Origin of the sequence: Flavobacterium sp. UW10123 (assembly GCF_040538975.1) — a bacterium.
In the GTDB taxonomy this organism is placed as follows: domain Bacteria; phylum Bacteroidota; class Bacteroidia; order Flavobacteriales; family Flavobacteriaceae; genus Flavobacterium.
Map to the genome: position 1 here is coordinate 100,689 of NZ_JBEWQE010000010.1, position 20,948 is coordinate 121,636.

The following is a 20,948-nucleotide window of genomic DNA, read 5'->3' on the forward strand; positions in this document are numbered from 1 at the left end:
TTTTTTAAATAAGTGTCATCCTGAGCGTAGTCGAAGGCCAATGAAAAAAGATGAGCTTCGACTTCACTCAGCCAAACAAACTCTCTCATTCAATTTAACAAATTATTAATAAGCTCAGATTTAACTTATTATATTTTTGTAAGATATACCACATTTGCATGAGAAACTATACTTTACTTGCCTTTTTATTTTTTTCACTTTCCAATTTTGCTCAAATCAGAGGAACTGTCACAGATGACAAAGGAAATCCGCTTCCTTTTGTATCAGTATTTGAAGAAAACACTTATGCTGGAACCACTACAAATGAACAGGGAAAATATCAGCTCAATGTAAAAGAAATTGGAGGAAACATCATCACTTTTCAATATTTAGGTTATAAAACCAAAAAAATAACTGTTCTTGCTGCAACAAGAATAGTTAATATGGATGTTAGTCTTCAGGAAGAAAGTTTCGCTTTAAATGAAGTTATCATTGATCCTAAAAACAATCCTGCAAATGCTATTATAAAAAGTGCAATAGCAAATAAAAAAGAAAACTCAGATAAAACTGGAAGATATACCGCCGATTTTTATTCGAAAGGAATGTTTAAGGTTAAAGATCTACCTAAAAAAATATTGGGCAAAAAAGTAGACCTAGGTGAGGATATGGCTTCAAATTTAGATTCTACAGGAACAGGAATTTTATATTTATCTGAGACGATTTCGAAAGTGACTTTTGAAAAACCAAGTAAACTGAAAGAGAAAATCATTGCTTCTAAAATCTCAGGAAACAATCGCGGTTATAGCTACAACACAGCAGCCTTATCGACTTATGATTTTTATGATAATACTTTAGGTTTTGATGTAAAACTCATCTCTCCTATCGCCGACAATGCTTTCAATTATTACAAATACAAGCTGGAAAGCACTTTTTATGACGACAATAATCAGCAGATTAATAAAATCAAAGTCATTCCTAAGCGAGATAAAGAACCTGTTTTTGAAGGTTATATTTATATTGTAGATGACAGTTTTGCGATTTATGCCATTGATTTAGATATTAAAGGCTATCGAATGAAAAACGAATTTACAGAAGTGATGACTTTAAAACAGAGTTTTAGCTACAATACTAACAATAAAATCTGGTCTAAAAATGCACAGACTCTTTCTTTTAATGCAGGCATTTTTGGAATAAAGTTTTCTGGAAATTTTAATTACGTCTATTCGAATTATGAATTTCCTGATTCTTTTGACAAGAAAACTTTCGGAAATGAAATTGTTGCTTTTGAACTTAATGCTAACAAAAAAGATGATGCTTTCTGGAATGAAATTCGTCCTATTCCCCTAACTATTGAAGAAAGCTCAGATTATGCCAAGAAAGATAGTCTGCAGACTATTAGAAAATCCAAAAAATATACCGATTCTATTGATGCCAAAAACAACAAATTTAAGGTTTGGGATATTTTAATGGGTTATGATTATAAAAACACTTTTAAAAAATATTCTTTTGATTATAAAGGCTTACTGAATATTGCTTCCTTAAGTTTTAATACCGTTCAAGGTTTTAATCTAGATTCGGGTTTCTCCTTTAGAAAATGGGACGAAGAAAAAGGAACCAACACTTCTATAAGCACAACTTTTAATTATGGTTTTTCAGATGAACGTTTTCGTGTAATTGGAGAATTCAGCCATCGTTTTAACAATATAAATTACGCCACTATTTGGGGATCGGGAGGAACCAAAACGGCTCAATTTAATAGTGCTGAGCCTATTTCTAAATTTATCAATTCGATAAGCTCTTTGTTTTTTAAAGACAACTACATGAAGCTTTATAACTTAGAATTTGCCGAAATCAATTACGGACAAGATATTGCTAATGGAATAAATCTTACCGGAAAAATGGGTTATGAACAACGAAAACCGCTTTTTAATACAACTGATTATTCTTTCTTTAAAAAAGACGATGTTTATTCTTCTAATAATCCTTTGGCTCCAGATGATTTTACAACACCTGCTTTTAATCAGCATCACTTGTTTAAAGCCCTTGTGACAACTAGAATCAACTTTGGCAACAAATACATTTCGAGACCTGACGGAAGATTTAATTTCAAAAACGATAAATATCCGACGATTTATCTAGCTTTTGAAAAAACATTCGCGGCAAGCGAAAAAAAATATGAATACGAAAGAATTGGTGCTTCGGTACAATATGATTTATCACTTGGAAACAAAGGTCTTTTAGGAACCAATTTCAGAGCAGGGAAATTCTTTAATGCCGAGAATATTTCGTTTATCGATTATAGACATTTTAACGGAAACCAAACTCATATTGGAACAAGCGAACGTTATTTGAATGTTTTTAATATGATGCCTTATTATTCTAATAGCACAAACGACAGTTATTTTGAAATGCATACAGAATACAATGACACTGGTTTTATAATGAATAAAATTCCGTTGCTAAATCTTTTAAAATCGACTATGAATGTTGGTTTTCACGCTTTAGCAATTCCCGACCGAAAACCATATTCTGAGTTTACTGTCGGTTTAGACAATTTAGGTTTTGGAAAATTCAAACTATTTAGAATCGATTATGTGCATTCGTATCAAGGCGGTATTCAACAAAACGGAGTGGTTTTTGGCTTAAAGATTTTGAATGCGTTAGATTAAGGTGCAAAGGTTCAGAGGAACAAAGGTTCAAAGTTTAAATACTTTGCAAAAATCTCTACTTACTTGAATTGAAAAGCTATAAAATAAAAAACCGTTTACTCTGCTATGAGTAAACGGTTTTTTATTTTTATCCTTAGACAAAGTTTCAACAAAAAAACCTTTGTCCCTTTGCCTCTTTGAAACTCTAAGAATGATAATCATCTGGCTCTATATGAATGAGAACATTTCCTAACTGCGGAATTTGTTCTTTTAATTTATCTTGTAGTTTATGAGATAAATCATGTCCTTCTTTTACAGAGATTTTAGCCGAAACTATAGCATGAAGATCTACATGATAACGCATTCCTGCTTTTCTAATATAACATTTCTCTGTTCCAAGTATTCCCGGAACTGTCAAAGCAACCACTCTTATCTCTTCTACTAAATCATCATTTAGATTTTCATCCATGATTTCTCCAAGTGCAGGTCTAAAGATTTTGTAACTGTTATACAGAATAAAAAATGCAGCAAAAAGTGCTGCCCAATCATCTGCAGATTCGTAGCCTTTTCCCATAATTAAGGCAATCGAAATTCCGATAAAAGCCGCTACAGAAGTTATAGCATCGCTACGATGGTGCCAAGCATCGGCAGCCAAAGAAGTACTGTTTGTCTGTTTACTGCGTTTCATTACCAAACGGAAAGAGTACTCTTTCCAGATAATAATGGCACCCAAGACATACAGCGTCCAAGATTTCGGCAAATCATGTGAAGTGCCGATATTGGCAATACTTTCATAACCAATAATGGTCGCAGAGGTAATTAAAAATCCAACAACCAAAAACGTAATTAGAGGTTCTGCACGGCCGTGTCCATACGGGTGATTTTCATCAGCAGGTTTATTGGAATATTTGATTCCAAACAACACCAAAAATGACGCAAATATATCCGTCGTTGATTCAATTGCATCTGCAATTAAGGCATAAGAATTGCCAAAAAAACCTGCGAGACCTTTTATAAGAGCCAGGCAGGTATTTCCTATTATACTAAAAATAGTAGCTTTTACAGCTTTTTGTTCGTTTGTCATCTAACGACTTTTATTTTTTTGGCCACGAATTCACGAATTATTTTTTATAATCTTTGAAAATAAAAATTCGCGAATTCGTGGCTATCAACTTTTTAAGCTCTTACGATTTTTGCACCGATTGCTCTTAAACGCTCATCGATACGCTCGTATCCACGATCGATTTGTTCGATATTCTGGATTGTGCTTGTTCCTTTTGCAGAAAGCGCCGCAATCAATAATGAGATACCTGCACGAATATCAGGAGAAGACATTGTAGTTGCTTTCAATTGAGATTCAAAATTATGTCCCATAACCACAGCTCTGTGCGGATCGCATAACATGATTTTTGCTCCCATATCGATTAATTTATCCACGAAGAATAAACGGCTTTCGAACATTTTTTGGTGAATCAAAACATCTCCTTTTGCTTGCGTTGCCACAACTAAAACGATACTTAATAAGTCAGGTGTAAATCCTGGCCATGGTGCATCGGCAATAGTTAAGATAGAACCGTCAATATCTGTTTTTACTTCATACCCATCTTTATGAGCAGGAATGTAAATATCATCATTACGTTTTTCAACTGTAATTCCAAGCTTTCTAAACGTATTTGGAATTAAACCTAAGTTTTCCCAGCTTACATTTTTGATTGTGATTTCACTTTTTGTCATAGCCGCAAGACCAATCCAAGAACCAATTTCAATCATATCAGGAAGAATTCTGTGCTCACAACCACCAAGGCTTTCAACACCTTCGATAGTCAATAAGTTAGAACCAACCCCTGTGATTTTAGCCCCCATAGAATTTAGCATTTTACACAATTGCTGTAAGTAAGGTTCGCAAGCAGCATTGTAAACTGTAGTCGTTCCTTTTGCTAAAACGGCAGCCATTACAATATTTGCAGTTCCAGTTACAGAAGCTTCGTCAAGAAGCATATCTGTACCTTTAAGACCTTCTTCAGGAGTTTCTACTCCGTAAAAGTGATCTTCTCTGTTATATCTGAATTTTGCTCCAAGGTTAATAAAACCTTCAAAGTGTGTATCTAATCTACGGCGACCGATTTTATCTCCACCAGGTTTTGGAATATATCCTTTTCCGAAACGTGCTAAAAGCGGGCCAACGATCATAATAGAACCACGAAGCGCTCCACCTTCTTTTTTGAAAGCTTCAGTTTCTAAATATCCAACATTAACTTCATCTGCCTGAAAAGTAATTGATCCAGGTTCGTTACGTTGAATTTTTACCCCTAAATTACCCAGTAAAGTGATTAATTTATTGATGTCTATAATATCAGGAATGTTATTAATTTTCACTTTCTCTCCTGTTAGAAGCACGGCACATAAAATTTGTAACGCCTCATTCTTTGCTCCTTGTGGAGTGATTTCTCCTTTTAAAGGAGTTCCTCCTTCGATTTTAAAAATTCCCATAGATTTCTTTTAAGGTTCTGAGTTACTAAAGTTCTAAGGTTCTAAGATTTTCTTCTTACGAAAATACTTAATGACTTAGCAACTTAGGCTCTTAGTGTCTTTTGTTTTTGTTTTTTTATTTAAAGCATCTCGGTAAAAAACCTTAGCACCTTAGTCCCGATAGCTATCGGGATAGCCTCTTAGTCCTTTTTTTACTTCTGATTATTGTTTTTTTGAAATGTCTTTTTTTGACCGCCTTTATTATTGTTCTTGTTATTCTGAATTTTTGGCTGTGTTCCAGAAGCTGTTTTATTAGACATGCGTTTGTTTGTACGCATTAAGTCTGTTGTATTTAAAAGCTCCTCTGTACTGTGCAATAAATTGATTTTGCCTCCTGATAATTCATATAAATGCTCAAAAATCACATCGTCTTTTACGGTGTCTTTGTTCCAGCTTAAGAAAGATTTTTTCATGTGGTTGGCGATTACCATGATCAGCGCATTTTTCATTTCGCCTTCTTCCCATTTATTGGCAACATCAATCATATATTTGATGTTGTTACCATAAAATCTATACTTTGGAAAGTTCTGCGGATACTGCAAAGCATCTGGTTTTAGCTCCAAAACTTCTCGTGACGGAATTGGGTACGGAGATTCTACATTTAGTTTAAAATCAGACATGATAAAAAGCTGATCCCAAAGTTTATGCTGAAAATCCGGCACGTCACGCAAATGAGGGTTTAAGCTTCCCATAACCTGAATGATATATTTTGCCGCTTTGTTGCGCGTTTCATCATCTTCAATAGCAGTTGCCTGATCAATCAATTTTTGTAAATGACGACCATATTCTGGAATAATTAAACGCTGCCTTTCAGAATTGTATTCTAAATTATAGACAACGTCGCTTGCGGCTTCTCTTTTATATTTTTCGATCATAAGTTTATAATGAAACTATACCTTCAATTGTAGAAACTTCTTTGTATTTACTAATCACATCGTCTGAGCTGTGCATCGTAACATCTACCGAAACGCTAGTAAATTTACCTGTTTTCGATTTTGTTGTTTTAATAACCGCTCCCATTCGATCAAAAGCTTTTTCTACACGCTCTACATTATCGGCTACAGAAGGCACAATGAATTTGTATAAATATTCTGCAGGCCAAGTGTTTGCGTTATCAAGCTCCACTTTTAATCTTTCGTAAAATTCGGCTGTATTTTTTTCTTTATCGTTCTCCATTCGTAATTAAAAATAAACGCAAATATACGTTTTTGATTTCAGATTTCAGATTTTAGATTTTAGATTTTTTGACTCTAAAAATGAGGCTGTTTTTTTGCCACAAATTACACTAATTAACACAAATTATTCAATCCTAAAATTCAATTTCACCAATTTTAGTTAACTTGGCAAATCAAAAAATAAAAATTAGCGAAAATTCGTGGCAAAAAAACTTTGCGACTTCGCGACTTTGCGAGATTAAAACTATTTAAAATGAAAAAATTCCTTTTACTTTTTATTGCTCTGACATTAAATTCGATTCAAGCACAAGAAGTTAAAACACTAACTTACTTCCAAAACGACACTTTAAAACTAGATTTAGATTTATATCTGCCAAAGAAAAAAGCTGGTGAGAAAATCCCTTTAATTATGTTTGCTTTTGGCGGAGGTTTTTCGGGCGGAGAAAGAACAAGCGAGAAAAACTTCGGATTATTTATGGCACAAAACGGTTATGCGGTTGCAAGCATTTCGTACAGCTTATATATGAAGGGAAAAGATTTTGGCTGTAAAGGAACTTTAACCGAGAAAATAAAAGCGATTCAAATTGGCGTTAGCGATATGTGGCAAGCCACAGCTTTCATGATTGAGAATGCCGACAAATACAATCTTGATACTTCAAAAATCTTTATTTCAGGAATTAGTGCGGGAGCCGAAATTGGTTTCCACGCTTCTTTTTGGGATTATAAATTAATGAATTTATACAAAAGCAATTTGCCTGAAAACTTTAAATACAAAGGTTTTATAGGCGGTTCTGGAGCTATTCAAGATATTAATTTAATTACGAAAGAAAAAGCGATTCCGATGTTATTGGCGCACGGAAGTAATGACGACACTGTTCCATACGCTGCGGGTTCGCACCGTTCTTGTCCAACAAATGCATCGGGCTGGCTGATTCTTTTTGGTTCTTATGCAGTATATAACCAAATGAAAGAATTACACAAAGACATTGAATTAATTACTTTTTGCGGTGGCGGACACGAATTCTCTGGTTATCTTTTCCATGAAGGACAGCAGTATGTTTTGGATTTTGTGGATGATGTTTTGAATGGTAAAAAATTCCAATCACATTTGATTGTCCCTTCCACGAATGGCAAAAGTTCTGGGAAGTATTTATTTTGTGAGTAATTTTTAAAATAAAGACAATGAATGTTTCTTATAAAAATTTTGAAATTGAAGTTATTGACGATGAAAATCACACTCTGAATTCGACCAAAAACTTACATCAATATAAGACTGTTTATTGTGAAGAAAATGAATTTCGTTCCAATAGTAAACACGGAATCATTATTAAAGCAAATGGAATTGAAATCTCAAGTTTAATAATACATGAATTCGGAGGTGCAACAACAATCTCTGATGATTCTTTTATTATTGAAGATGATAAAATATGGATACGAATCTGCAATAAAATTTATTGTTTTTCAATCCCAACCTTAGGGCTTATTTGGCATAAAGAATTTGATTTCGCTACAAATTTTAGTTTTCATAAGCTTGAAGAAGATTTTATTATATACGGAGAAATAGAAATTTTTAGAATCACAAAAAATGGAGAGATTTTGTGGCGCTTTAGCGGTAGGGATATTTGGGTAAATCTTGAAGGCAAAAACCCTTTCAGTATTGAAAGTGATAAAATAAGATTATTTGATTTTGAATCAAACGAATATGTTCTTGATTTTAATGGAAAAGAATTAGAATTCATTCCCAGAAAGATTAAAACGGAAATCAAAAAGAAATGGTGGCAAATATTTGGCTAAAGCCGAAATTCCAAATTTCAAAAATCCCGTTGGTTAAAACCAACGGCAATTCAAATAAAAACTGCTCCAGCGGAGCAAAATATTTATAGCAAAATAAATTTCCCACATATCAAAAGCTCCAGCGGAGCGACATATAAATTATCCAAATTGTGTCGCTCCGCTGGAGCTTTTGATTGACAGCGCAGATTATTTCTATAAATATATCGTCCCGCTGGGACTTTCTTCCTTTAAAACAATTCCAAAAACAAAACCATTTCTCCTATTATAGCCCTGATGGAAGCAGAAATCCTTTTGCTTTTTTCTTTAAAAAGCAAAAGATTGGAGCGGACAGCAGGAACCCATGATAGCTAAAAATACCAAATCTTTCGCTTCAAGTAAAAATTCTTTTTAATTATGAATAAGTTTAGGTAAATTTGCCCTTTATTTTTAGAATAGTGCAAAAAGAAATTATAGTCCTGCTTGGCGGACCTGGTACTGGAAAATCAACACTTATTAACGAATTGGTAGCTCGTGGCTTTTGCTGCTATCCTGAAATTTCAAGACAGGTTACCATGAAAGCGCAACAAGAAGGCATTGAGCAATTGTTTTTAGAACAGCCACTTTTGTTTAGCGAAATGTTGCTTGAAGGCAGAATAGAACAATACAAAAATGCCCTTGAAGAACCTGACAATGTTGTTTTTATTGATCGCGGAATTCCTGATGTTGTAGCCTATATGGATTATATTGGTGATGAATATCCGGAAAATTTCACAAAAGCTTGTGAAGACTATAAATACACTAAAACTTTTATTCTGCCACCTTGGGAAGAAATCTACCAAAGTGATGCAGAACGCTATGAAAATTTTGAGCAAGCAGTTAAAATTCAGGAACATCTTATAGAAACCTATAAAAAATATGGTTACGAACTGATTGAGGTTCCAAAAGATACGGTTGAAAACAGAATTCTTTATATCTTAGACAAAATTTAGCAAGAGGTTTTAAAGTTGCAAAACTAGGAACTGTTTTCTAAATTTTTAACTTTAAAACTAACGCAATGCTCGGAGCGCAGGATATTCTTCTAAAATACTGGAAACACGACAGTTTTAGGCCGTTGCAAAAAGAAATTATTGATTCTGTTCTTGAAGGACGGGATACTTTTGCAGTACTTCCGACGGGCGGAGGAAAATCAATTTGTTTTCAGGTTCCTGCAATGATGCAAGAAGGCATCTGCTTAGTTATTTCACCGCTTATTGCTTTAATGAAAGATCAGGTAATGAATCTTCAGAAAAGAGAGATTAAAGCTATCGCTCTTACTGGAGGAATTCATACTGAAGAAATGATCGATCTTCTAGACAATTGCCAATACGGGAATTATAAATTCCTGTACCTATCTCCAGAAAGATTGCAATCGGACTGGGTTCTGGAGCGTATTAAAAATCTACCTGTCAATTTAATTGCGGTTGACGAAGCGCATTGCGTTTCGCAATGGGGTCACGATTTTAGACCTGCTTATCTTAAAATTTCGGAATTAAAAAAGCATTTTCCTAAAATTCCGTTTTTAGCTCTAACCGCAACAGCTACGCCAAGAGTTATTGAAGATATTAGAACGCAATTAGAATTAAAAAATCCGAATCATTTTCAGCAGTCGTTTGAGCGAAAAAATATCGCTTATATGGTTTTTGAAGTTGAAGATAAGTTATACCGCACCGAGCAGATTCTGAAAAAGAATCCGCAGCCTTCTATTATATATGTACGAAATCGCAAAGCGTGCTTGAACATGTCTTCGCAATTGCAATCGTTAGGTTTTACATCAACGTATTATCACGGTGGACTTTCTTCAAAAGAAAAAGACAAAAACATGCAATTATGGATGTCACAGCAAGCGCAAGTTATTGTGGCAACAAATGCTTTTGGAATGGGAATTGACAAAGACAATGTCAAAACCGTTATTCATACACAGCTTCCAGAAAACATAGAAAACTATTATCAAGAGTCTGGCAGAGCGGGACGAAATGGCGAAAAAGCTTTTTCGGTTTTGCTTTACAATAATTCAGACATGATTCAGACCGAACAGCAGTTTATAAACATTCTTCCTGATAAGAAGTTTTTAAAAGCGATGTACATCAAACTCTGTAATTATTTTCAGATTGCATATGGCGAAGGTTTAGATGAATCTTTTTCGTTTAAACTAAATCATTTTTGCAATAAATATGACTTCCCTACTCTCAAAACCTACAATTCTTTGCAATTTTTAAATCAGCAGGGAATTATTACGATGTCTCAGGAATTCTCAGAAAAAATTAGCGCACAATTTTTAATAGAATCTAAGGAAGTCATTCGATATATGAGTTTGAATCCAAATGATGAAGAAATTATTCTGACTATTTTGAGAACTTATCCTGGAATTTATGATGTAAAATCTAATCTGAATCTTGGTTTAATTGCTAAAAAATCACATCACACGGAAGAACAGATTACCGCTCTTTTAGAAAAACTAAAAGAAAAGGAAATCATAGAATATAAATCTAAGAACAACGATGCTACTATATTGTTTAATGAAGTCCGCGAAGATGACCTTACCATAAATAGAGTTTCGAAATATTTAGAAAAACAAAACGAGATTAAAAAGGAACAGCTTTTATCGGTTCTTCATTATATAAAGGATACCAAAACCTGTAAAAACAGATTGGTTCTGGATTATTTTGGAGAAGAAACAACCGAAAATTGCGGCATTTGTTCGTACTGCATTACTCAAAAAGGAAAAATTACTGAAGCAGATTCTATTGCAGACAAAATCCTTTCTTTGCTCAAAACAGCTTCACTGACTTCGAGAGAAATTGAAAACCAGATAAAAATGGATGCTAAAGATATCATTTCGGTTCTTCAGGAATTGCTCGAAAACAACCATATCATTATACAAGCGAATAATAAATACACTTTAAAATCATAATGGAGAAATTGAGAATTATATTTATGGGAACTCCAGAATTTGCCGTTGGTATTCTGGACACCATTATTAAAAATAACTATGACGTTGTTGGCGTAATTACTGCTGCGGATAAACCGGCAGGGCGCGGACAAAAAATAAAATATTCGGCTGTAAAAGAATATGCACTTGCTAACAATCTTACTTTATTACAGCCAACCAATTTAAAAGATGAGAGTTTTTTAGCCGAATTGAAAGCTTTAAATGCCAATTTACAAATCGTAGTTGCTTTTAGAATGCTGCCAAAAGTAGTTTGGGAAATGCCAAGCTTAGGAACTTTCAATCTTCATGCTTCATTGCTTCCAAATTATCGTGGGGCTGCTCCTATTAACTGGGCAATTATTAATGGCGAAACTAAAACTGGTGTTACTACATTCTTTATTGATGACAAAATTGATACGGGCGCGATGATTTTAAATTCGGAAATCGCAATTGAGCCCGAAGAAACAGCAGGACAACTGCACGATCGCTTAATGCACTTAGGAAGCACAACTGTTATTGAAACTCTAAAAGTTATTGAGAACGGAAATGTTACAACAACCATTCAGGAAGATAACGACGATATTAAAACGGCTTATAAATTAAATAAAGAAAACTGCAAAATTGATTGGACAAAATCAGGCGCAGAAATCAATAATATGATTCGCGGTTTAAGTCCATATCCTGCTTCTTGGTGTTACTTAAAAGACCAAAATGAAGAATTGAACATCAAAATTTATGAAGCAAAACTTGTCTCAGAATCACATTCTTATGAGATTGGAAAGTTAATTAGTAGTAAAAAAGAAATCAAGATTGCAATAAAAGACGGCTTTATTCAGTTATTAAGTCTACAATTTCCAGGAAAAAAGAGAATGCTTGCCTCAGAATTATTAAATGGAGTGAGCTTTTCCGAAGCGGCAAAAGTGTATTAAGGTCAGTAAAACAGGGGTTTGTACCTGTTTTTCATCGATAAACAACACTCTTTATGAACAAAAAAAGCAAGTTATTAACAATTTTTGCTAAAAATAAAGAAAACACTTGCACGCAACGGATTTCCTACTAAATTTGTGTATTAACAATTTTTTTTAACCAACAATTAATAACTAATTATTATGAACAAATCAGAATTAATCGATGCTATCGCTGCTGATGCAGGAATCACAAAAGCTGCGGCGAAATTAGCTTTAGAGTCTTTTTTAGGTAATGTAGGAACTACTTTGAAAAAAGGTGGAAGAGTTTCATTAGTAGGTTTCGGATCATGGTCAGTATCTTCAAGAGCTGCTAGAGACGGTAGAAACCCTCAAACAGGAAAAACTATCAAAATCGCAGCTAAAAACGTTGTGAAATTTAAAGCTGGTGCTGAATTAGAAGGTGCAGTGAACTAAGTAAGAAAGTTCTCTAAACTTATAATATAATTAAAACCTTCCTTCTGGAAGGTTTTTTTATGCGGTTTAACGATTTTTTTTGTGATTTTAATTTTTTTATGATTAAATTTAATAAAAATTGTAACCGTATGATTTCAGAAAAATTAAAAAAAGGACACCTGCTTATTGCCGAGCCTTCAATAATTGGAGATTTATCTTTTAACAGATCGGTAATTTTATTAGCAGACCATAACAAAGAAGGATCAATTGGTTTTATAATTAATAAGCCATTAAAATATACTATTAATGACTTAATACCTGAGATTGATGCTAACTTTAAGATATATAACGGAGGCCCTGTAGAACAAGACAACCTTTATTTTATTCACAATATTCCTGAGCTAATCCCAAATAGTGTTGAGATTTCAAACGGGATTTATTGGGGTGGCGATTTTGAGTCAACCAAAGACTTAATAAACAACGGATCTATCAGTAAAAATAATATTCGTTTTTTCTTAGGTTACACTGGTTGGGAAGAAAATCAGCTTGAGAATGAGATGCAAGGAAACTCTTGGATTATTGCTGATAATAATTACAAAAATAAAATTATCGGAAAATCTACTACCCACTTTTGGAAAGAGCAGATTATTGAGCTTGGAGGCGATTATCTTATTTGGTCTAATGCACCAGAAAATCCATATCTGAATTAATTTTCAGAAATGGATTCGTTTAGTCGCTGCACTAATAAATGAGCCAAATTCGTTGTAAACTCCTTTTTTCGATATTTAGTTATCGGTTGTATTCCCGTGATTACATTAGTTAGAAATAATTCGTCTGCTTTTTGAAGATCAAACGGCGAAATTATTTCTTCTGATACCTCTATGCCTTCTATTTTTTTGGCTAGAGCTAAAATCTGTTTACGCATAATTCCGTTTAATGCACCTTCTGAAACTGGAGGTGTAATAAGCTTTTTGCCCGTTACCATAAAAATATTTCCCTGAAGCGCTTCTACTACATTTTTAGTATCGTTTAGTAAAATGCAATTAGCAAGGCCATTTTCGTCTGCAAAGATACTTCCTGTTATATTAACCATCTTATTAGTCGTTTTAAGAGACGACAATAATTGTTTTGTCACATAGAAGTCTTTAAACAAATCTACCTCGTATTCGTTTGTATTTATAGAGTAAGCTTTATTTCCAAGAGAAATGGCATTTATCAAAAATGAAATCTCATTGCTTTTAGGAAGATATAAACCTCCATCGTTTCTAAAAACAGTAATTCTAGCTCTTGCTGAAGATGCAATATTTAATTGATTAACTAGATTAAGAATTTGCTCTTCAAAATATTCCATTGTGAAATTCATAGGAATCGTCATTCTAACCACACGCATTGAAGCCATCAATCTAAAATAATGATCCTCAAGAAACAAGATTTTTCCGTTGACAATTTTTACCGTTTCGAATATTCCGTCACCATACAAAAAAGCGCGGTTTAGAGTTAGTATATTATCTTCCTGCGCTATATTTCCGTTAAAATTAATCATAAAAAAACCCTGAATTTTGTTCAGGGCAAATATAAGGTATAAAATAGACTTTTACTAAACAGATCCTATAAGATGTTTTAGATCTGAGATTTGATTCTCCCACAATTGTTTAGCCTCGCCTAATTCATCTTTATCGGCAAAATCAACTACCATAAGCGATACGTCTTTAGTCAATTCATCGACTAAAATATGAAGTTCAAAAAAGTACTCAGTATCCTTACTGCTGTCATCAACCCATTTGAATTTTACTTTTTCTCCAGATTTTTTCGAAGCTAGACGTGCCTTTTCTTGTGAATCATTCCACATAAAGGTAAAAAACTCACCTCTTGAATTAACATTGTCAGCAAACCATTCTTGTAAACCTGACGGAGTTGATATATATTGATACAATAATTGTGGCGAAGAATTGATCGGAAACTCGATTTCGTAACGTATTTTTGAATCCATGTGCTACTTTTAATTTTTTCGAAATATAAGAATATATGTCCAAAAACAATGCATTTTTAAAAATATTTTTTTTTCTTCATTTTATGCTTGTATGCTTTAATAATATTTATATCTTTGCACCCGCAATCAGGAATTCATGATAGCAGTCCAGGCGAGGTAGCTCAGTTGGTTAGAGCGCAGGATTCATAACCCTGAGGTCACGGGTTCAACTCCCGTCCTCGCTACTAGAAGGTAAAACCCTTAGACAGAAATGTTTAAGGGTTTTTTATTATTTTTAAATAAAAAACAGTCCTAATTTATGGAAGGAGAAATTAATTTAAGCGCTATTTTACAGAATCTTAATCCTGTTCTTAATGCTGGAAAATATGTTTTTACAAAAGTAGATTCTCTAGATCAGATTCCTTTTTCTAAAATTTTGTTTCTATTTAAAGAAAAAGAAGGGATTACTGTAGTACTAGAAAAACGCTTTGCAGAAGAACTCAATCTTACTTTCTCCTATATTGCTTCTTGGATTACTTTAGAAGTTCATTCTTCTTTGGCTGCTGTAGGTTTAACTGCGGCATTTTCTCAAGCATTAGGAAATGCTAATATTAGTTGCAATGTTGTCGCGGCTTATTTACATGATCATATATTTGTTGATGAAAATGACGCTCTTAAGGCTATGGATGTACTGCTAAAATTAAAACAAGAGAATAAAAATTCTTTGTAATTTAAAAAATCAAAAAATAACCGCAATAACTCCCATTAAAATAGTTATTTTGCAGATGCAATTTTATAACATATGGACATAGTAAAATTTAAAATCACATCTAAGACTATAAAAGTAGAAGTACGCAATTCTAATAATTATGTTTTTAATTTCAATACCGCTTTAGATATTGCCAAAGAAGACAAAGATGTTTTATTAAAACTTTACAATGCACTAGACCTTCTTTTTAAGAAAGAACAGGTTAGCGAAAATAAAAACTACATTTCGCCAAACCAAACCAATATATTAGATCAGATTTCTGCTGCAGATTTGGAAAAAGAAAATCAATAATCGTTTTTCCTTTTTTCTAATTTTAAAACATTCCTTGAATAGAACATTCAAGGATTTTCTTTTTATAATCCCTTCATCTTATCGGCAAAAAACAGTAATTTTATCTGTACCCATAAAAAAACTATTTTCTGTATCTGTACCCAAATCTATAATCGCAATAATTTTGCTAAAAAAAGATATGGAGTCTAAAGCAGTAACACAGGAAAAAACAACATTTAGAGAAGTTTATGTATTTGATATGGAGATTTTGCAAAACATCTTCATTCAGAATATGCGTGAGAAAGCTGAAGATAAAATGCTTTTTGGGATGCCTTTTCTTCTCTGCGAAAAAGACAATGAAATTAATTCGTTTGCGAGCTTAGTATTGGATGAAAATAATGAAATCGGATTTAAAATTTATGACGACGGAAGTTTGACAAATGAAGATCGATTAGCATTTAATGAATACATCAAAAATTTTCTAAAGAAAAAAAGAAGTGCCAATTTCAACAATGCCATGCAACTGAAACAAAGCACAGAGCATTTTATTCACTACCTGAATTTTTAAACGCTTAAGAAAGCAGAAATGAAAAACCGAGAAACATTATACCTAAAAATTGCAAAAATCATTGAAGATCAGATTCACAATGAAACTTTGGTGCTTGGCGATAAATTGCCATCTGTGCGAAGTGCACAAAAACTGTATAATGTTAGTTTAAATACCATTAAGCAGGCGTATTTAGAATTGGAAAGCCGCTCGCTTATAGAATCGCGTCCAAAAACAGGATATTATGTGAGTAAAAGTTCACAGCGTACGGCAGCACTTCCAACAGTTGCACACATAGACAATCACGAAACGGAAAATACTCCCGAAGAACTTATTGATAAAGTTTTCGGCACCATCAACCAGTCAGACGTGACCCAATTTGCACTTGGATTGCCTGGAAAGAATTTCTTGCCTGTAGCCAAACTTAATAAAGGAATTATTAATGCAGTGCGCAAAAGAAATGACGCGGGCACTGCTTATGAACCTGTGCAGGGATCTGAAGAGCTTCGCCGTGCCATTGCAAAATGGGCAATTGTCATGGAAGGAAAAATTACCGAAGATGATCTTGTAATTACTTCTGGCGCTATGCATGCTGTCTACAACGCCCTTATGGCAGTAGCCTCTCCAGGAGACAGCATTGCTGTAGAAAGCCCAGCTTATTTTGGAGTACTCCAAGCCATTAAGGCATTAGGTTTAAAAGCAGTTGAGATTCCGACTCACCCTTTGTACGGAATAGATCTTGACGCTTTAAAAAAAGTATTGCCTGAAATAAAAGCCTGTTGTTTTGTCACCAATTTCAATAATCCAATGGGATTTCAAATGCCAGATGAAAACAAACAAGAACTGGTAAAACTAATTACACAATACAACATTCCGTTAATTGAAGACGATATTTATGGCAATCTTTACTTTGGTTCAGAGCGTCCGAAACCTTGTAAATTTTATGACGAAGCTGGCTTAGTTTTGTGGATCGGATCTGTATCTAAAACTCTTGCGCCAGGTTATCGCGTTGGATGGATTGCTCCGGGAAAGTTTAAAGATAAAATCATTCGACAAAAGCTGGTTCAAACGGTTTGCAATTCTTCTTTATATTCTGATGTTATTGCAGATTTTTTAGAACACGGACGTTATGATCATCATCTTAAAACCTTTAGAAATAAACTTTATGCCAATTATATCCAGATTAATCGCGCTGTAGAATCTTATTTTCCTGATAACACTAAAATAGCGCAGCCAAAAGGCGGTTTTATGTTATGGGTAGAATTAGATGAAAGAATTTCTACAACAGAATTATACAACACTGCCTTGGCTCAAAAAATCGTTTTTGCACCGGGAAGAATTTTTTCGCAGTACAATCAATACAACAACTGTATGAGATTAACGTATGTTTTAGAATGGAATGAACGCGTGAATTCTGATTTAGAGAAATTGGGCAGAATAATAAAAAATAGCATTTAATGAATTATGAAAAATAAAGAGCAAGTAGAAATTGCAACCTACAGTCCGAAATACCAAAAGAGTTTTAAGGATTTAAATATAGAATGGATTTCAAATTATTTTGAAGTAGAACCTAATGATGTAAAAGCTCTCGATCATGCCGAAGAATATATCATTAACAAAGGAGGCGAAATTTTTTCTGCAATTTTGAATGATGACGTTTTAGGTGTTTGCGCTTTAATAAAAAGTGACGGAAAAGAATACGATTACGAATTAGCAAAAATGGCTGTAAGTCCAAAAGCGCAAGGAAAAGGCATTGGAAATTTATTGGCAGAATCAGCTATAAAATGGGCTGTAGACAAAGGTGCTTCTAGAATTTATTTGGAAAGCAATACCAAACTGAAACCAGCTATCAAATTGTATGAAAAATTAGGTTTTAAAGAAATAACAGGCATTTCATCGTCTTACGATAGAGTTGACATTCAAATGCTGCTTGCGCTAAATTCTTAAATTTAAACTGGACTGCTTCACTAAAAGAAAAAGTGGACTATCAAAAAGGTTCTTTATTCTAATAAATTTACTTTAATTTTTTAAATATAGAATGAACATACACTTTATACAACACGAAACTTACGAAGCTCCGGGTGCTTATCAAAATTGGGCTAAAAGCAGAAATCACAAAATATCATTTTCTAAAGTTTATGAAAATGATGTATTACCAGAATCTGCAGACTCTATAGATATGCTTATCGTAATGGGCGGACCGCAGAGTCCAAACACAACTCTTGAAGAATGTCCGCATTTTAACGCTAAAGCAGAAATTGCTTTGATACAAAAATGCATTTCTGCAGGAAAAGCTGTTGTTGGCGTTTGCTTAGGCTCTCAATTAATTGGTGAAGCTTTGGGAGCAAATTTTGATCATAGTGCAGAAAAAGAAATTGGAGTATTTCCGATAACTTTAACCGAAGACGGAATGAAAGATGAAAAAATAAATCATTTTGGCACAACTCTAAACGTTGGACATTGGCATAACGATATGCCAGGTTTAACTAAAGAAAGTAAAATATTAGCATTTAGCGAAGGCTGTCCAATACAAATTGTTTCTTATTCTAATCTTGTTTATGGTTTTCAATGCCACATAGAACTCACTACCGAAGTAGTTTCTCTTTTAATCGAAAGCGAAACTGATTTATTAACGAAAAGCGAAAAACATCTATTTGTTCAAAATCCTGAAGAGATTCTTTCTTCTGATTTTACCGAAATGAACGAAAAGCTTTTTCAGTTTCTCGACAAACTTTCATCTTCTTATAAAAGTTAAGCTTATCTATATCAAAAAAGAAAACCCTTAAACAGATCTCTGTTCAAGGGCTTTCTTTTTTCTTTTCTCTATTTTCTTTTATTACTTAAAAATATTTCGAATCACTTTACCAATCTCAGCAAAATCATCGTGCCTGCTTACAGCCCTTTTCTCGGTTGTATTTATTTCTGTTTTAGTAAAAGGGTAAATAAGCATATAATTATTATTGTTTACTCGGTTATTAAGGAGATCTGGCACATCCTGCATACGCGGAACATAAGAATGCATTCCTTTATCGGCCATCATAATAATTAAACCAACATCTTCTCCTAAATCAAAAGCAATTTCTTGCGCTTCCTGCCAAGAACCAATTGTATTGAATGTAGCTTCAATTGATGCTTTCTTTACAATTCTCTGCAAAATCAGCATGGTTTTGTCTTTTCCATAGAAACTCATTTTTGCTCCAGAATTGCGCCCGATATTCCAAATTCTTAACATGGAATGAAAAAATCCAGCATCCATTTCTGCATTTTCAGGAATCAATACAGCGTATTTTTTAATTGTCGATACGGGCTGAACTGCATGATAAACCATTAGATTTACATTTTTATTTTTAAGATAGCCATTGTACAAATTGTACACAAAAGAAGCCGAAAAACCTTTTCTTCCTTGCAATCCTACAATAAGATCGGTAATTTCTTTTTCTTTAATAACATTACTAATTCCGCTGGCTGTATCATTATCATGGCGCGTAATCGGATTCAGTGTGACATCCGCAGCTGCAGCCGCTTTAACAGCAGATTCTAGAATCTTTTCTGCATTTTTTACCGACGATTCATTTTCTTCTTCATTAATAACATTTACAGCAAAAATACGATCTGTGTTGGTCGATGTTTTTACCATAAGTCCCAGATTCACCATCTTTTCTACGGTCTCTTCATGGTTAAGCGCTAAAAGAATATTTTCTTTTTCTTCACTTTTTCCCGATACTTTATTGTCTTTGTCAGCGTCAGCTATCCGTTGCGCGCTTGCCATAGAAACGAAAGAAGAAACGGTACAAGAAATTAAAATCAAAAGAATGCTACCATTTAAAACATGATCGTTTAAAAGCCTGATTGGTTCTCCAGCATCTGTCTCTCCAATGATAATATTATATCCCACCATTACAGAAGCCAATGTTGCTGCCGCAGAAGCCGAACTCAAACCAAATATCAAAAGACCTTCATCGTTTGTAAGTTTAAATGTTTTCTTGGTAAGTATGGCTGCAAAATATTTTCCTCCAATTGAAGCAAACAGCATTACTGCAGCGACTCCTAAAGTTTCCCAACTTTGTATAAAAGCGCTAAAATCAATCAGCATTCCGACACTCATTAAAAAGAAAGGAATAAAAATGGCGTTTCCCACAAATTCTACCCTATTCATCAAAGATGAGGTATGCGGAATCAATCGGTTTAATGCTAATCCGGCAAAAAATGCTCCAATAATAGATTCAATACCTGCAAGTTCGGCAAGAAGTGCAGCAAAATAAATCATCACGACTACAAAAAGATATTGTGAAATTTTATCTTCTACAGTTTTAAAAAACCAGCGAGCAATTATTGGAAACGCTAATAAAACAATCAGAGTAAAAATTACCATCGAAATGGAAAGTTTCAGCCAAAACGCCGTTCCGACATCTCCCTGCGACATTCCAACTACAACAGCCAAAACCAAAAGAGAGAGAACATCTGTTATCATGGTTCCTCCTACAGTTACATTTACAGCCAGATTTTTAGCAATTCCTAAACTGCTTACCATTGGATACACAATTAAAGTATGCGATGAAAATAAACTAGCAAAAAGAACAGTGGTTAATGGCGAAAAATCTAATATATAATAACCTCCTAGAAGCCCCAAAATAAAAGGAACGGCAAAAGTGTAGAGAGAAAAAGTGATGCTCTTCCATTTATTTTTTTTGAAATCGGCCATATCAATTTCTAGTCCGGCCAGAAACATAATATATAGCAATCCTGTTGTACCCGTTACTACAACACTGCTATCTCTTGAAAGAACCCCAAAACCATTTGGTCCAATAAGAGCTCCTGCAATGATAAGACCAAGCAGATGCGGCACTTTTATTTTATTTAGTAAAAGCGGAATACAAAGTATTATAATAATCTCAATAAGATATTTTAAAAGCGGATCTTCTATAGGAAGAGTTATATGATGTATGCTCAAAAACATAAA

At 33.7% G+C, this 20,948-nt stretch carries 21 protein-coding genes and 1 tRNA gene; 15 read left to right on the forward strand and 7 right to left on the reverse strand.

The annotated features are described in order from the left end of the window. The first annotated feature begins 158 nt into the window (after window positions 1–158). Window positions 159–2,648, forward strand: a complete 2,490-nt coding sequence (locus tag ABXT06_RS13085; protein WP_354591144.1) for a DUF5686 and carboxypeptidase regulatory-like domain-containing protein — start codon at window positions 159–161, stop codon at window positions 2,646–2,648. A gap of 184 nt (window positions 2,649–2,832) precedes the next feature. On the opposite strand, the gene ABXT06_RS13090 is transcribed toward ABXT06_RS13085, so the two are convergent. The 4 genes from ABXT06_RS13090 to ABXT06_RS13105 all read right to left on the reverse strand — a co-directional run bounded on the left by ABXT06_RS13090 (window position 2,833) and on the right by ABXT06_RS13105 (window position 6,332). Continuing rightward, window positions 2,833–3,711 (reverse strand): cation diffusion facilitator family transporter, encoded by an 879-nt coding sequence (locus ABXT06_RS13090; RefSeq protein ID WP_354591145.1) that lies wholly within the window; start codon window positions 3,709–3,711, stop codon window positions 2,833–2,835. A gap of 92 nt (window positions 3,712–3,803) precedes the next feature. Next, window positions 3,804–5,117, reverse strand: coding sequence for a UDP-N-acetylglucosamine 1-carboxyvinyltransferase (gene murA / locus ABXT06_RS13095; protein ID WP_026727609.1), 1,314 nt, complete (start codon window positions 5,115–5,117; stop codon window positions 3,804–3,806). Window positions 5,118–5,308: 191 nt separating this feature from the next. After that, window positions 5,309–6,031: a DUF4290 domain-containing protein gene (locus tag ABXT06_RS13100; protein WP_354591146.1), complete on the reverse strand. Its 723-nt coding sequence runs from the start codon at window positions 6,029–6,031 to the stop codon at window positions 5,309–5,311. A 4-nt stretch (window positions 6,032–6,035) separates the two neighbouring features. Beyond that, window positions 6,036–6,332, reverse strand: coding sequence for a DUF493 family protein (locus tag ABXT06_RS13105; protein ID WP_066033683.1), 297 nt, complete (start codon window positions 6,330–6,332; stop codon window positions 6,036–6,038). A gap of 252 nt (window positions 6,333–6,584) precedes the next feature. Here ABXT06_RS13105 and ABXT06_RS13110 point away from each other — a divergent pair, with 252 nt between their 5' ends. From ABXT06_RS13110 to ABXT06_RS13140, 7 genes are all read left to right on the forward strand, one after another. Continuing rightward, a complete protein-coding gene (locus tag ABXT06_RS13110) occupies window positions 6,585–7,496 on the forward strand; it encodes an alpha/beta hydrolase family protein (protein ID WP_354591147.1) in 912 nt (303 codons plus the stop codon). Between the two features lie 17 nt (window positions 7,497–7,513). Beyond that, complete coding sequence (locus tag ABXT06_RS13115; protein ID WP_354591148.1) at window positions 7,514–8,125, forward strand: hypothetical protein; 612 nt, start codon at window positions 7,514–7,516, stop codon at window positions 8,123–8,125. 434 nt (window positions 8,126–8,559) lie between these two features. Further along, window positions 8,560–9,093 (forward strand): AAA family ATPase, encoded by a 534-nt coding sequence (locus ABXT06_RS13120; protein ID WP_308853493.1) that lies wholly within the window; start codon window positions 8,560–8,562, stop codon window positions 9,091–9,093. Window positions 9,094–9,158: 65 nt separating this feature from the next. Further along, on the forward strand, window positions 9,159–11,054 hold the full coding sequence (locus tag ABXT06_RS13125) for a RecQ family ATP-dependent DNA helicase (RefSeq protein WP_354591149.1): 1,896 nt from the start codon (window positions 9,159–9,161) through the stop codon (window positions 11,052–11,054). Continuing rightward, complete coding sequence (gene fmt / locus ABXT06_RS13130; RefSeq protein ID WP_354591150.1) at window positions 11,054–12,001, forward strand: methionyl-tRNA formyltransferase; 948 nt, start codon at window positions 11,054–11,056, stop codon at window positions 11,999–12,001. Before ABXT06_RS13125 ends, fmt begins: the two co-directional genes overlap by 1 nt. A gap of 180 nt (window positions 12,002–12,181) precedes the next feature. Then, window positions 12,182–12,454, forward strand: a complete 273-nt coding sequence (locus tag ABXT06_RS13135; RefSeq protein WP_008464760.1) for an HU family DNA-binding protein — start codon at window positions 12,182–12,184, stop codon at window positions 12,452–12,454. A gap of 128 nt (window positions 12,455–12,582) precedes the next feature. After that, window positions 12,583–13,143, forward strand: coding sequence for a YqgE/AlgH family protein (locus tag ABXT06_RS13140; RefSeq protein WP_008464759.1), 561 nt, complete (start codon window positions 12,583–12,585; stop codon window positions 13,141–13,143). Here ABXT06_RS13140 and ABXT06_RS13145 read toward each other — a convergent pair. Next, complete coding sequence (locus ABXT06_RS13145) at window positions 13,140–13,976, reverse strand: aminotransferase class IV (protein ID WP_354591151.1); 837 nt, start codon at window positions 13,974–13,976, stop codon at window positions 13,140–13,142. The genes ABXT06_RS13140 and ABXT06_RS13145 overlap by 4 nt on opposite strands. 54 nt (window positions 13,977–14,030) lie before the next feature. After that, on the reverse strand, window positions 14,031–14,423 hold the full coding sequence (locus tag ABXT06_RS13150; RefSeq protein WP_095929482.1) for an START-like domain-containing protein: 393 nt from the start codon (window positions 14,421–14,423) through the stop codon (window positions 14,031–14,033). A 150-nt stretch (window positions 14,424–14,573) separates the two neighbouring features. Between ABXT06_RS13150 and ABXT06_RS13155 the strand changes: the two genes are divergently transcribed. The 7 genes from ABXT06_RS13155 (at window position 14,574) to ABXT06_RS13185 (ending at window position 18,743) form a co-directional block, all read left to right on the forward strand. Further along, window positions 14,574–14,647 (forward strand) — tRNA-Met (locus tag ABXT06_RS13155). 74 nt (window positions 14,648–14,721) lie between these two features. Then, window positions 14,722–15,132 carry an ACT domain-containing protein gene (locus ABXT06_RS13160; RefSeq protein ID WP_354591152.1) on the forward strand — a complete coding sequence of 137 codons (411 nt, stop codon included), beginning with the start codon at window positions 14,722–14,724 and terminating at the stop codon, window positions 15,130–15,132. 72 nt (window positions 15,133–15,204) lie between these two features. Continuing rightward, on the forward strand, window positions 15,205–15,462 hold the full coding sequence (locus tag ABXT06_RS13165) for a hypothetical protein (protein WP_354591153.1): 258 nt from the start codon (window positions 15,205–15,207) through the stop codon (window positions 15,460–15,462). A gap of 178 nt (window positions 15,463–15,640) precedes the next feature. Next, entirely contained in the window at window positions 15,641–16,009 is a 369-nt protein-coding gene (locus ABXT06_RS13170; protein ID WP_354591154.1) for a hypothetical protein, read from the forward strand. A gap of 18 nt (window positions 16,010–16,027) precedes the next feature. After that, entirely contained in the window at window positions 16,028–17,446 is a 1,419-nt protein-coding gene (locus ABXT06_RS13175) for an aminotransferase-like domain-containing protein (protein ID WP_354591155.1), read from the forward strand. Between the two features lie 6 nt (window positions 17,447–17,452). Next, on the forward strand, window positions 17,453–17,935 hold the full coding sequence (locus ABXT06_RS13180) for a GNAT family N-acetyltransferase (RefSeq protein ID WP_354591156.1): 483 nt from the start codon (window positions 17,453–17,455) through the stop codon (window positions 17,933–17,935). Window positions 17,936–18,026: 91 nt separating this feature from the next. Beyond that, on the forward strand, window positions 18,027–18,743 hold the full coding sequence (locus ABXT06_RS13185) for a type 1 glutamine amidotransferase (RefSeq protein WP_354591157.1): 717 nt from the start codon (window positions 18,027–18,029) through the stop codon (window positions 18,741–18,743). An 81-nt stretch (window positions 18,744–18,824) separates the two neighbouring features. Here ABXT06_RS13185 and ABXT06_RS13190 read toward each other — a convergent pair whose 3' ends face one another. After that, a complete protein-coding gene (locus ABXT06_RS13190; RefSeq protein ID WP_354591158.1) occupies window positions 18,825–20,945 on the reverse strand; it encodes a cation:proton antiporter domain-containing protein in 2,121 nt (706 codons plus the stop codon). Window positions 20,946–20,948 lie beyond the last annotated feature (3 nt).